Annotated in this window: 10 protein-coding genes; 6 read left to right on the top strand and 4 right to left on the bottom strand. The window is 73.0% G+C overall.

Annotated features, from left to right (window positions below):
- Window positions 1-26 precede the first annotated feature (26 nt).
- Window positions 27-725, top strand: a complete 699-nt coding sequence (locus AB0C35_RS34235) for a DUF4328 domain-containing protein (RefSeq protein ID WP_358465359.1) — start codon at window positions 27-29, stop codon at window positions 723-725.
- On the opposite strand, the gene AB0C35_RS34240 is transcribed toward AB0C35_RS34235, so the two are convergent.
- From AB0C35_RS34240 to AB0C35_RS34250, 3 genes are all read right to left on the bottom strand, one after another.
- Window positions 705-4,079 (bottom strand): DNA polymerase III subunit alpha, encoded by a 3,375-nt coding sequence (locus AB0C35_RS34240; protein ID WP_358465362.1) that lies wholly within the window; start codon window positions 4,077-4,079, stop codon window positions 705-707. The two genes, AB0C35_RS34235 and AB0C35_RS34240, sit on opposite strands and share 21 nt — an antisense overlap.
- A gap of 1 nt (window position 4,080) precedes the next feature.
- Complete coding sequence (locus tag AB0C35_RS34245) at window positions 4,081-4,356, bottom strand: DUF6504 family protein (protein ID WP_358465365.1); 276 nt, start codon at window positions 4,354-4,356, stop codon at window positions 4,081-4,083.
- 107 nt (window positions 4,357-4,463) lie between these two features.
- Window positions 4,464-4,736, bottom strand: coding sequence for a hypothetical protein (locus tag AB0C35_RS34250; protein ID WP_358465368.1), 273 nt, complete (start codon window positions 4,734-4,736; stop codon window positions 4,464-4,466).
- A gap of 331 nt (window positions 4,737-5,067) precedes the next feature.
- Between AB0C35_RS34250 and AB0C35_RS34255 the strand changes: the two genes are divergently transcribed.
- The 4 genes from AB0C35_RS34255 to AB0C35_RS34270 all read left to right on the top strand — a co-directional run bounded on the left by AB0C35_RS34255 (window position 5,068) and on the right by AB0C35_RS34270 (window position 10,171).
- Window positions 5,068-5,742: a TetR family transcriptional regulator gene (locus tag AB0C35_RS34255; RefSeq protein WP_358465371.1), complete on the top strand. Its 675-nt coding sequence runs from the start codon at window positions 5,068-5,070 to the stop codon at window positions 5,740-5,742.
- Between the two features lie 71 nt (window positions 5,743-5,813).
- Window positions 5,814-6,776 carry a quinone oxidoreductase gene (locus AB0C35_RS34260; protein WP_358465374.1) on the top strand — a complete coding sequence of 321 codons (963 nt, stop codon included), beginning with the start codon at window positions 5,814-5,816 and terminating at the stop codon, window positions 6,774-6,776.
- Between the two features lie 73 nt (window positions 6,777-6,849).
- Window positions 6,850-8,343: a DUF4389 domain-containing protein gene (locus tag AB0C35_RS34265; RefSeq protein WP_358465377.1), complete on the top strand. Its 1,494-nt coding sequence runs from the start codon at window positions 6,850-6,852 to the stop codon at window positions 8,341-8,343.
- A gap of 103 nt (window positions 8,344-8,446) precedes the next feature.
- Window positions 8,447-10,171, top strand: a complete 1,725-nt coding sequence (locus tag AB0C35_RS34270; RefSeq protein WP_358465380.1) for a serine/threonine-protein kinase — start codon at window positions 8,447-8,449, stop codon at window positions 10,169-10,171.
- 25 nt (window positions 10,172-10,196) lie between these two features.
- On the opposite strand, the gene AB0C35_RS34275 is transcribed toward AB0C35_RS34270, so the two are convergent.
- Window positions 10,197-11,171 (bottom strand): alpha/beta hydrolase, encoded by a 975-nt coding sequence (locus AB0C35_RS34275; protein ID WP_358465383.1) that lies wholly within the window; start codon window positions 11,169-11,171, stop codon window positions 10,197-10,199.
- A gap of 133 nt (window positions 11,172-11,304) precedes the next feature.
- On the opposite strand from AB0C35_RS34275, the gene AB0C35_RS34280 reads away from it, so the two are divergent.
- The gene (locus AB0C35_RS34280; RefSeq protein WP_358465386.1) at window positions 11,305-13,137 is read left to right on the top strand and encodes a protein kinase; all 1,833 of its coding nucleotides are present in this window, start codon (window positions 11,305-11,307) and stop codon (window positions 13,135-13,137) included.
- Window positions 13,138-13,141: the final 4 nt, after the last annotated feature.

Raw genomic sequence — 13,141 nt, forward strand, 5'->3', positions numbered from 1 at the left:
ACGGCAAAACCCGTCGGAGGTGAATCATGCCGTGTGCGTTGTGCGGCGACATCATCCCGACCGAGGTCGACCGGTGCCCGGCGTGCGGCGCGTGGGCGCGGCGCCGCGACTTCCGCGCCGTCGGCGTCGCCGTCTTCATGCTCCTCGGTTTCAACGCGTTCGTCGCCCTCGGCTCCGGAATCAGCCTGCTGCGCTTCTCCGACCCGCTCCGCACCGCCACTCACGGCACCTATGACGCGGAGGTCACCGGCAAGGCCCTCGCCCCCTACGCCGACGTGTTCACGATCAGCGCCATCATGGCGGCCGTCACCGGAGTGCTGTACCTCACCTGGCTGTGGCGCGCCTACCGGCAGTCACCGGGCCCGCACCAGTACCACCGGGCCTGGGTCCTCTTCGGCTGGTTCTGCCCCATCGTCAACCTGTGGCTCCCCCCGCGGATGGTCTACGAGGTCTGGGTGAACAGTGGCCGGTACCGGACGGCCGAGCGCCAGGCCGCCGGGCTCGTCGTCGCCGGCTGGTGGGCCTGCACCCTCCTCGGCATCGTGCTCGCCTACGCGTTCGCCCACGGCAGCGTCGACACCCTGGCCGACGCCCGCTTCGACGTCCACGTCGGCGTCGCCGCAGCCGCCCTCCAGGCCCTCGCCGCCGCCCTCTCCATGGCCACCGTCTTCCAGATCACCAGGCTCCAGGTCGCCCCGGGAGAGCTAGCCCGGGGCTGGGCCTGAGCTGCCCTGGCTGGTGTGCCAGAGGGCGGCCCTCGGGGGACGCTTGATGGCCGGGCCGGCATGGCCGATGTCCGAGTACGGGGACATCGCGAACCCGGTGGGGTGGACGACCCGGTCGCCGACCGGCCGGCCCCGCGCCGCCGGGGCCGCCATGGCGGCGCGGGCGGCGTCCGGGCCTCCCCGGCGCCACGCCTCGTGCAGGGTGTTCAGGTCCCAGCAGGCGACGGCGGTGATCGAGACGGCGCGTGCTCCGGCGCGGCGGACACGGCCGCGGGCGACCAGGAGCCAGGAGCCGAAGACGGTGGCGGCGCAGCTGTCCTGCACCGACTCGAAGAACGTGAGGTCGATGGGGCCGGTCGCGTCGTCCAGCGTGGCGAAGATGACGCGCTGCCCCGACCTGACCGCCGGCGTCTGCGTGGCGACCTTGACGCCGGCGACCAGGACCTCGCTTCCGCCGGGACGGCCCGGAAGGTCGGCGGCGCGGACGACGCCGAGGCCGGCGAGCAGCCCGTCGTAGAAGGTCATGACGTGCCGGCTGACGTCCATGCCGAGGATGTCCAGTTCCGCCTCGACGACCTCGGCCGGCGTCATCGGCGGCAGCCCTCCCGCCGTGACGTCCTCGGTGAGCCGGAGTTCCAGGGCGCCGTCGCCGTCCTCGTGGCCCAGGGGCAGCTGGCCTTCGATGACGGGGGCGCGGGCGGCGACGCGGTCCAGTGCGCCCACGCGGCAGAGCAGGTCGCGGCGCGCGACCCCGCCCTCGCCCCGGACGTCGCTCGCGCCGTAGACGCCGTCGAACGCCCCGGCCAGGACGAGGCGCTCGGCGGTCGGGCGGGAGACCCTGGCGCGGCGCCAGAAGTCGGTCAGGGACGCGTAGGGGCGTTCGGTGACGATCGCGGTGATCTCTCCGTCGTTGATGCCCCTGACCTCGCTCAACGCGACGCGGATCCCCGCCGGGCCGCCCTCGGAGACGGGCTCGACATGCCAGTCCGCGTCCGAGTGGTTGACGTCCAGGGGGAGGATCGGGACGCCGAAGTGCCGTGCGTCGTCCAGGATGACCCGCTTGGGATACATGCCGGGGTCGTGGGTGAGGACGCCCGCGTAGAACGCGGCGGTGTGGTGCCGTTTCAGCCAGGCGGACTGGTAGGTGGGCAGCGCGAACGACGCGGCGTGGGCCTTGCAGAACCCGAACGCGCCGAACGCGGTCAGCAGCCGCCAGACCCGTTCGACGGCCGGCTCGTCATAGCCCCGGGCGAGGGCGCGTTCACGGAACCATGCGCCGACCACGGCCTGCCCCCGCTCGTGGTTCAGGCTCCGCCGCGCCGCCTCCGCCTTCGACAGGCCGCAGCCGGTCATCACGTCGAACACGCGCAGGACCTGCTCGTGGAAGACGATTACGCCGAGGCTCTCCCGCAGCACCGGCTCGAGATCGGGATGCGGGTAGGCGGGCTCCCTGGTCCCGGCGCGCGACTCCAGGAACGGCGACACCATGTCGGAGTTGACCGGGCCCGGACGGAACAGCGAGATGTCGATGACCAGGTCGTCCAGGTCGCGCGGCTGGAGCTTGCCGATCAGCTCCCGCTGGCCGGGCGACTCGATCTGGAAGCAGCCGAGCGTCCGGGACGTGCGGACCATCTCATACGTCGCGGGATCGTCGCGCGGGACGTCCTCCAGCGCGATCCGCTCCCCCGACGCCCGTGCTACTTCTGCCACCGCGTGCGCCATCGCCGACTGCATCCGGACGCCGATGACGTCGAGCTTGAGCAGGCCCATCGTCTCGACGTCGTCCTTGTCGAACTGGCTCATCGGGAAGCCCGCGGCGGCCTGCTCGACCGGCGTGCGGTCCCGCAGCGTCGGGTTCGACAGCAGGACGCCGCACGGATGCATGGCGATGTGGCGGGGCAGCCCGTCCAGGCGTTCGGCGATCCGGAACAGCACCTGCAGGCGGCCGGCCGCCAGGTTGCTCTGCCGCAGCTCGGGCAGGTCGTCCAGCGCCGCGCGGATCTGGTTCGCCCTGATCTGCGGGAACGCCTTGGCGATCGCGTCGATCTCCAGCGGCGGGAGCCCGACGGCGTTGCCGACGTCGCGGATCGCGCTGCGCGCCCGGTAGGTCTCCATCATCGACACGCACGCCGTGCTCTCCGCCCCGAACCGGTCGAACAGCGCCTCGTAGGCCTCCAGCCGCCGGGCGGACTCCACGTCCAGGTCGATGTCGGGCAGGCCCTCGCGGCTGTCGGCGAGGAACCGCTCCATGACCAGGCCGTGCCGCAGCGGATCGAGGTCGCCGATCCCGAGCAGGTGGTTGACCAGGCTGCCGGCGCCGGAGCCGCGGATCGCGCAGCGGATGCCGCGCTCCCTGATCAGCGCGGCCGCGTCGGCGACCGTGAGGAAGTAGGAGGCCAGCCCCTTGCGGGCGATGACGCCGAGTTCGTCGTCGAGCCGGGCGGCGGCCCGCCGCGATCCGCCGAGCCCGCGCCGGGTCATCCCGGCGGCGCAGCGGGCGACGAGCCGCGCGTACGGGTCGCCCGCCACGGCCGGGAGGTGGACGTCGTTCATGCCGAGGTCGCCGGCCGGGTCCAGGACGCAGCGTTCGGACAGCCGGCGGGTGGCGCCCAGCAGCGCGTCCGCCTCGTCCGGGCCGCAGCTCAGCTCCGCGACACGGCGCATCTCGGGGATCGACTTCAGGTAGGCGTGCCCGGTCCGGTCGTCGAGGTGCCGCCGGTCCAGCGGGACGAGGCGGCGCGTCACGTCCAGCACCTGCGCGACGGGGTGGTCGGCCGGCTCCAGGTACCGGACGGCGTTGCCCAGCACGGCGGGGACCCCGGCCTCGCGGGCGAGCGCGAGCATCCGGGCCGCCCGGGGCCCGTCGCCCCGGTCGTGATGGTCGACGATCTCGATGACGGTCTCGGCGGTGGCGCGCCACGCGTCGAGCAGCCGTGCCGCCACGTCGGGCCGCCGCCCGGTGACGGCCCGGCCCACGTCCGACCGGGGCCCGAGCAGCACGATGAGCCCCTCGGCGTGCGCGCCGACCATCTGCCGTGTCACCAGCGGGTTGCCGCGTCCGCCCGCGGCGTGCGCCGCCGTCACCAGCCGGCAGAGCGACCGCCATCCGGCCCTGCCCTCGGCGAGCACCACGATCCGTTCCTCACCCGTGGACGCGACCTTGAGGTCGGCGCCGACGACGGCCCCGATGCCCGCGTCGGCGCATGACCGAACGTGACGGACCGCGCCGTACAGTCCGTCCCGGTCGGTCAGCGCGAGCGTCTCCATGCCGAGGCCCGCCGCGCGCTCGGCCAGCGCCGCGGGCGAGGCGACCCCGTACCGCAGCGAATACCCCGATGCGACGTGAATGTGCACGTCAGTCCCATACCCGGGAGAGCAGCCAGCTGTCAGCCGCCACGTCGAAACGCAGCTCGTAGACGCCGATCTCCCTGTCCGGGGTCGCCTCGACCCGCCAGAACTCCCGCTCGCCGGTGGCCTCGCCGTCGGGCTGCTGCTCCCGCCACCAGTCACGGGTCGTGACCCAGTGCTCCAGCACCCGCCGGACGGTGTAGAGCCGGTCACGCCAGACGAACCGGACGGGACGTCCATCGCTCACCCAGACGTCCACCGGGTCGCCGAACACGCGTGTCATCTGCCTCCCCCTCGCGCGCACCGCACGGGGGAAGAACATGCGGATATTCGAACAAACGTTCGCACCCGAGTCTAGAGACCCCGGGGACGGGAGGGCAAGGCGGGGGGCTACCCCAGCAGCCGGGTCAGGCGGTCGGCCACGTTGGGGGCCTCGGCCACGTCGGCAATGCCGCCGCCCGGCCAGAGGTAGTACCAGCCGTCGCCGGACAGGGTCGCGACGACCATGATCTGGCGCCGGGTCCGCGGGCCCGTCACGCTCAGCAGGGACTCCTCGGGACCGGCGAGCCGCCACGAGAGCCCGCGCGCCTCGACCTCGTGCGCGAGCGCCGCGAGGTGACGCCGGCGCTCCTCGGCGATCTCCCGCCCACCGACTACAGACACTTCAGCCGCCTCAGCATGGTCTCGACCGCCGGAACCACCTTGGGCGGTCATCCGGCGACAACTGGTGACCGGCCTTCAGCATGACCCGAAACCCGGGGCTGCGCAGGGAGAATCCGAAGAGTGGGACGACTCTTTCACGATCCCCGGGGGATGGCCCGCGAGCGGCCGCACGACGCGCCGGGCGCGCGTGCGCCAATCGCCGAGCCGGTCGCGGGGCCGGTCGCTTCCGGATGTTGGAATCCGGCGCGCATACGGAGGGCGCGTCCGTGATAGAAGCCTCTGTGAGCCGGGTGTCCAGTGCCCGCGTCACGCGGATAGAAGGAGCGAGCCGATGAGCGCCGTCCCCGCCGGCGACCCGTCAGGCCCCCCAGACGAGCGTGCTCCCGCGCGCGCTCTGGCCGGGCTCCGTGAACGCAAGAAACAGCAGACCCGGTTCGCGCTCCTCGACGCGGCGCTGGAACTGTTCCTCGCGCAGGGGTACGAGACGACGACGATCGACGAGATCGTGGCGGCGGTGGACGTGTCACAGCGGACGTTCTTCCGCTACTTCGCCACCAAGGAGGACGTCGTCACGAGCTTCCTCGCCGAGCACGACGACGTCCTGGAAGAGGCCCTGGCGGCGCGTCCGCCGGGGGAACGGCCGTTCACCGCGCTGCTGGAGTCGCTGCGGGTGATGCTGCGGACGATCGCCGAGGGCGACCCGGCCGACGGCACCCGGTTCCGCCGCGTCCGGCAGGTGATCGAGACGACGCCGCCGCTGATGGCGGCGCAGATCGCGCGGCACTCGGCGTCGGCGGAGACGCTGGCCGCCGAGATCGCGCGACGCGAGGACGTGGATCTTGAGGACGACCTGCGGCCGCGGATCGTCGTCGCGTTCTTTCTGGCGGCGGTCAAGGTCGCGTTCGAGGACTGCGCCCGGCACGATATCTGGGACGCCGGGACGGTCGCGTCCCGCGTGGAGGAGACCGTCGCGCTGGTCGCCCGGACGATGCGCGACTGGATTTGAACATCCCGGCGATGGAATGCCCGCCGATGGCGCCGGGTTCTGAGATCAGCATCCGAAGGCAGGAGGACTACATGCGCGCGATCGTCATCACCGAGAACGGCGGCCCCGAGGTCCTGGTGGCCGGGGAGCGTCCCGACCCGCGGCCGGGCCCCGGGGAGGTGCTGATCGAAGTGGCGGCGGCGGGCGTCAACTTCATCGACGTGTACTTCCGGACGGGCGCCTACCCGCAGAGCCTCCCGTACACGCCGGGTGTGGAGGCGGCGGGGACGGTCGCGGCGGCCGGCGACGGCGTCACCGAGTTCGCGGTGGGCGACCGCGTCGCCTGGGCCAACGTGCAGGGCGGCTACGCGGCGAAGGCCGTGGTCCCGGCGGACAAGGTCGTCCCCGTCCCCGCCGGCGTCGAGTTGGAGGACGCGGCGGCGTCGCTGCTGCAGGGCATGACCGCGCACTACCTGACGCGGTCGACGTATCCGGTCCAGGCGGGCGACACCGTCCTCGTTCACGCGGCGGCGGGCGGGATGGGGCTGCTGCTCACCCAGGCGGCCAAGGCCCTCGGCGCCACGGTCATCGGGACGGCCTCCACGCTGGAGAAGGAGCGCCTCGCCAAGGACGCGGGCGCCGACGTCACGATGGGCTACGACAAGTTCCCCGAGAAGGTGCGGGAGCTGACCGGCGGCGAGGGCGTCGCGGCCGTCTACGACGGCGTCGGGGCGCCCACCTTCGACGGGAGCCTGGCGAGCCTGCGCCGGCGCGGCGTCCTCGCGCTGTACGGGGCGGCCGGCGGGAAGGTGCCGCCGTTCGACCCGCAGCGGCTCAACGCGGCCGGATCGGTGTACCTGACGCGCCCGTCGCTCGCCCATTTCACCGAGGTCCGCGAAGAGCTGCTGGAACGCGCCGCCGCGGTCTACGGGTGGGTGGAATCGGGCGCCGTGCGGGTCCACGTCGGGCACCGCTACGACCTCGCCGAGGCCGGTTCGGCGCACGCCGACCTGGAGGCGAGGCGGAGCACGGGCAAGCTCCTGCTGATCCCCTGACCCGCGCACCGGCGATCCCCCGCTCCCATAAGGTGGGCCCGGAGAGACGATCTTCCGAGGAGCGCCGCCCCCCATGACCACGACCGCCGCCGGACCGCTGGAGCAGGACGAACCCCGCGTCCTCGGGCCCTACCGCCTCCTCGGACGCCTGGGCCGCGGCGGCATGGGCACCGTCTACCTCGGCGCCGAGCCCGACGGCCGCCGGGTCGCGGTGAAGGTCGTCAACCGGGAGCTGGCCGGGGAGCCGGCGTTCCTCGCCCGGTTCCGCCGCGAGGTGACCGCGGCGCGGCGCGTCCACCGGTTCTGCACCGCGCCCGTCCTGGACGCCGAACTCGACCAGGACCCGCCCTACATCGTCACCGAGTACATCGACGGGCCGAGCCTGGAGAAGGCCGTCCGGGACAAGGGGCCGCTGCCCGGCTCCGACCTGGAGGGCCTCGCGGTCGGCGTCGCCACCGCGCTCGCCGCCATCCACGGCGCCGGCATCGTGCACCGCGACCTCAAACCCGCCAACGTGCTGCTGTCGTCCACCGGCCCGCGCGTCATCGACTTCGGCATCGCCCGCGCCCTGGACTCCCCCGGCGGTCCCACCCGCACCGGCCAGTTCGTCGGAACGCCGTCCTCCAGCCCCCACCCGCCACCATTCAACCGACGAGTTCCACTCGGCTCAACGAACTACATCGCGCCCGAGGTGCTGCGGGGCGAACCGGTCGAGCAGGCGTCGGACGTGTTCGCGTGGGGCTGCGTCGTCGCCTACGCCGGGACGGGACGTCCACCGTTCCAGGGCAAGACGGTCGCCGAGACCTTCCAGCGCATCGGCACCGAGGAGCCGGACCTCACCGGCATCGACCCGCGGCTGCGCGACATCGTCGCCGCCGCGCTCGGCAAGGACCCGCGCGGCCGGCCGACGGCACGGCAGCTCCTCACCCGGCTCGTCGGGCAGGAGAAGGCCGACCCGGAGCGCGCCGCGGAGACGATCTCGGCGTCCTGGCGGCGGCCGGATCCGGCCTCGGAACCCGCCCCGGAGGCCGCGTCGGAGGCAGCGTCGGATGCGGCGTCGGATGCGGCGTCGGACGCAGCGTCGGATGCCGGGCCGGACGCGGCCGGGCCGGACGGCGATCAGCCGGCGGCCGCGGCGAACGCGGAGGTCCCGCCGCCGCGACCCGCTCCCCAGGCGAACGACCCCGCACCAGCCGAAACACCGCCCGCTCCATCGGAGCACCCCCGGGGTGAACAGGCCGCCCCGGGCGCGGACGAGCAGACCGTCGTGGTCGACCTGCCCTTCCCGGCGGCGTGGCAGGGGCCGCGGCGCTGGCTCACCCTCCTGCGCGGCCTGCTGGTGATCCCGCACCTGGCCGTGATGCTGGTCATGTACACGGCACTGGTGTGCGTGATGCTGCTCAGCTGGTTCGTCATCCCGTTCACCGGCCGCTATCCCCGCCCGCTGTACGGGCTCGTCGTCGGCTGCCAGCGCTGGTCCGGCCGGGTCGTGGCGTACGCGTTCGGCCTCACCGGCGAGAAGCTGCCGCCCTTCCGAACCCTCCCCCGAGCCCGCCGAACGCGCTAGCACCCTTCCGCGTCTAACAAACGGCACGCTTCGCGCGTCGCGTTTCTGGGGGGCCGCTAGGGTTCTACGGAAAAGACTCCCGATTTCCTAGTTCAGGATCACGATGACCACGCACGCAGGAGAGAACGGCGAGGCCCTGCGCCCCGAGGACCCCGAGGAACTCGGCCCCTACCGGCTGGTCGGCAGGCTCGGCCGCGGCGGCATGGGGACGGTCTACCTGGGCGAGGACCGGGCGGGACGCCGCGTCGCCGTCAAGGTGATCAACCGGGAGCTCGCCGGGGAGGGCACCTTCCGCGACCGGTTCCGGCGCGAGGTCACCGCCGCCCGGCAGGTCCGCCGGTTCTGCACGGCGCCGGTGATGGACGCCGAGCTGGACACCGACCCCCTGTACGTCGTCACCGAGTACATCGAGGGCCCCAGCCTGGAGAGCGCCGTCGCCGAACGCGGCCCGCTGCCCGGCTCCGACCTGGAGGGCCTCGCGGTCGGCGTCGCCACCGCGCTCGCCGCCATCCACGGCGCCGGCATCGTGCACCGCGACCTCAAACCCGCCAACGTGCTGCTGTCGTCCACCGGCCCGCGCGTCATCGACTTCGGCATCGCCCGCGCCCTGGACGCCGCCGACGGCCCCACCCGCACGGGCCAGTTCGTCGGGACGCCGAACTACCTGCCGCCCGAACTGCTGCGCGGCGAGCAGGTGACGCCCGCGTCCGACGTGTTCTCGTGGGGCTGCGTCGTCGCCTACGCCGGGACGGGCAGCGCGCCGTTCGCGGGCAACACCGTCCCGGAGATCTTCTACCGGGTCGCGCACGGGGAACCGCAGCTCGACCGGCTGGACCCGGGCCTGCGCGACATCGTCGCCGCCGCGCTCGACAAGGACCCGCGCAACCGCCCGTCCGTCCAGGATCTGCTCGGGCGGCTCGTCGGCAACGGCACGACCGACCCGGCGACGCTCGCCGAGACCGTCCAGGCCGGCTGGCACGGCCCTGCGTCCGCCGCCGACCCGACGGTGCAGGCGCGGACCGGCCAGGCCGCCTTCACCCAGTCGGCGCCCCCGACCGGGGCCGACACCACGCGCCGCGACGGCGCCCGTCCCGGCGGCCCCGGCTCCGGCCGGGCCGGCGGGCTCCCCCGCCGCCCGCTGATCATCGGTGCCGCGATCGTCGCCGCACTGGCCGTGCTCGCCGTCGTCGGATTCACCGTCCTGCGGCCGAGCGGCCCGCCCGACAACCTGGCCACCGCGTTCAGCGACGCCTTCTCCAATCCCGACTCCGGCTGGGGCGACAGCTACGACGGCAAGTACGGCTACAAGCAGGGCAAGTACCGGATGCAGACCGACAAGTTCACCGCCGAGGTCGCGCGCTGGGTGCCCAAGGACAAGGTGGAGGACTTCCCCGACCCGATGCTCACGAGCGTCACGGTGGCGGTCGACCAGGCCTCCCCGGACAGCATGTTCGGCATCCTCTGCCGGGCCAACGAAGACGGCAAGAAGCAGTACATGTTCCTCGTCCGCAACGACGGCAAGGGCGCCGTGCTCCGCAAGGTCAACGGGGACCTCGGCACCAAGGACCTCGCCAACCCGGACTCGGTCCCCGGTTTCGACACCGAGGGTCCGAACAAGATTCAGGTCGCCTGTGAAGGTCAGGAGGGGGACGCCGCGCAGGTCCGGCTCCGGCTCTGGGTGAACGGCGAGCAGGTCATCGACAAGACCGACGCCGACCAGCCGCTCCCCAACGGCTGGGTCGCGCTGCAGATCATGCGGGGCGGCAACGCGGCCCACCAGATCGTCGCCGACTTCGACGACTTCGACATGTCGAAGATCCTCGGCTAGCCGCCCCCCGGCGCCGGCGCGTCCGCTAGCGACCCTCGGGCAGGTAGGCGTTCGTCCAGCGGGTCAGCTCCTCGAAGACCCGTGTGCGGGCGGGCTCGGCCGACAGCACCAGGTCGTGCAGGCCGCCGTCGATCCGGACGAGCGTCACGTGCCGCCCGATCCTGGGCGCCCACCGCGCCATGTGCTCGACGTCCAGGACGGCGTCGGCGCCGGTGACGTCCAGGACCTTGCGGGTGGGACGGATGCTGCGCGTCGACGCCATGACCAGGACCGGGACGTCGACGTCCAGGCCCTTGTGCAGCCGGAGCTGGCCGCGGCGCACGGCCGCCAGCCACGCCGCCCGCACCGGGAACCCGAGGATCGGCTTCCACTCCAGGTCGAAGTCCCACTCGCCCTCGTGGTCGCGGTGGATGCTCCGCGGATACCGGTCCGACACGCCCGCCGGCAGTTTCGCCTTGGGGAACCGGGGACGCAGCACCCGCGCGAGCCCGGCGCCGGCCTTGCGCATCACGAGCGGCTCGGCGATGTCGAGGAACGGGCTGTTCAGGAACACCGCGTCGACGAGGCCCTCGCCCCTCGCCTTGTCGGCCCAGAGGGCGGCGATCAGGCCGCCGGTCGAGTGGCCGTTCAGCAGGAGCGTGTCGTGCCCGTCGACGTCCCGGACGATCCGGACGGCCTCGTCGATCTCGGGGAAGTAGTCCGACAGGCTCTCGACATAGTTCGGGGTCTGGTGCGGGCGCAGCGACCGCCCGTACTTGCGCAGGTCGAGCGCGTAGAAGTCGAAGCCGAGGTCGACGTAGAAGTCGGCCAGATGCTTCTGGAAGAAGTAGTCGACGAAGCCGTGCAGGTACAGCACCGCCCTGCGGGACGGGTCGCCGGCCGAAGGCACGGTGCCCTTTCTCCGCACCAGCGTGGCCACGACCTCGCCCTCGGCGTCCCTGCCCATCGGCAGCTCGATCGCCTCGTATCCGGGGCCGAGCACGTCCACCGTCACGTCCACGCTTTCCTCCCGAACCCGCCCGTCGATACCGGCATCTAAGCGTATGGGCGGGACGATCACGGCCGCACGCGGGAACGCGCCGGCCTTGTTCGGACGTCTACGAGACAAGACCCTCCGGCTCCGGGAGACCCCCATGCAGGCCCCCCTTCGCGACCGTGACCCGCGGCAGCTCGGCCCCTACCGGCTGCTCGGGCGGCTCGGCCGCGGCGGGATGGGCACGGTCTTCCTCGGCGAGGACGCGTCCGGCCGGCAGGTCGCGGTCAAGGTCATCAACGCGGAGCTGGCCGACGACGACGCGTTCCACGAGCGGTTCCGCAGCGAGGTGACGGCGGCGCGGCAGGTCCGCCGGTTCTGCACCGCCGCGGTGCTCGACGCCCGGCTGGACGGCGACCCGCTATACGTCGTCACCGAGTACGTCACCGGCCCGGCGCTGGACGCGGCCGTCAAGGAGGGCGGGCCGCTGCGCGGCGGTGATCTGGAGGCCCTCGCGGTCAACATCGCGACCGCGCTGAGCGCGATCCACCGCGCCGGGATCGTGCACCGCGACCTGAAGCCGTCCAACGTGCTGCTGTCCCCGGCCGGGCCGCGAGTGATCGACTTCGGCATCGCCCGTGCCCTGGACGCCCCGGACGGGCCGACCCGGACCGGCCAGTTCATCGGCACCCCCGCCTACATGGCGCCGGAGCTGATGCACGGCAGGGAGATCACGCCCGCGGCGGACGTGTTCGCCTGGGGCTGCGTCGTCGCGTACGCGGGCACGGGACACGCCCCGTTCGGCGGCGGCACGCTCCCGGAGACGATCAACCGGGTGACGAGCGGCGAACCCGACCTGGACGGGCTCGACGACACGGCGCTGCGCGACATCGTCGTCCGGTCGCTGGCGAAGGACCCGGCCGAGCGTCCCGCGGTCAAGCAGCTCATCCAGGCGCTGACCGGCGAGGAGGAACCGCCGTCGACGCCGCCCACGGTCGCGCTGCCGGTGGCCGCGCCGACGTTGGCGGAGGCCACCGAGCCCGAACCGGCACCCGAGGCGCCCGGGGCACAGGAGGCGGCGGCGGTGCCCACGAGTGTCGAGTCCGTTCCGGCGACGCATCCGGTGGACGCGCCACCGCCGCCCGCCGCACAGGCTTCGCAGATACCGCCGCACGCGCCACCGCCTCACACGGAGCCACCCCACACGGTGCCGTCGTCGTCGATGCCGCCTTCGGCGATGCCTCCGCCGCCGATGGCGCCGAGGTCGACGCACCCATGGCGGCGCCATGGCCTGGTCGTGGGCGCCGTCGCGGCCGTCGTCGGGGTGTCCGCCCTGTTCGGCGTCCTGAACCTGACGCCCGACGATGGAAAGACCCCGAAGGGCTCGGAGACCACCCGGGCCGCCGCCGACCTCGGCGAGCAGCCTCCGGAAGTCGACGACAAGGTCTTCGACGACAACTTCAGCGACGAGACCTCGGGCTGGAAGACGTCCACCACGCCCACTTGGGACGCGTCCTACCGCGACCGCAAGTACGAGCTTCACGTCCTCCCCACGACGACCCAGACCACCGTCGACGCCCCCGTGGACGACGTCCCCGAGTCGCAGCTCATCGAAGTGAAGGTCGAGCACAAGGAGGGCGGGGGCGGCGAGGCGGGCGTCTACTGCCACGGACAGGGCACGGGCTTCGCGTTCCTCCTGCGCGAGGACGGGCGGGCCCGCATCGCCAAGATGGACGGCTTCACACTGACGGACCTGGCGACCGGCACCGCCACCGAACTCCGCAGCAGCGACGACCGGATCCATGCCGCCTGCGTGGAGGACGGGTCGAGCGTGAAGCTCGGCCTGTGGGTCAACGGCGAACACGTCACGAGCACCACCGCCAAGGCTCCCGCCGAGAACCCCGGGCCGAGCGGGCTGATCGCGTACCGTCCCGAGGGCGTCTCCGGGCACCCCGAGGCGACGTTCGACAACTTCGCCCTCTGCTCGGTCTAGGCCC

Source organism: Spirillospora sp. NPDC048819 (assembly GCF_040650055.1).
Classification (GTDB): Bacteria; Actinomycetota; Actinomycetes; order Streptosporangiales; family Streptosporangiaceae; genus Spirillospora.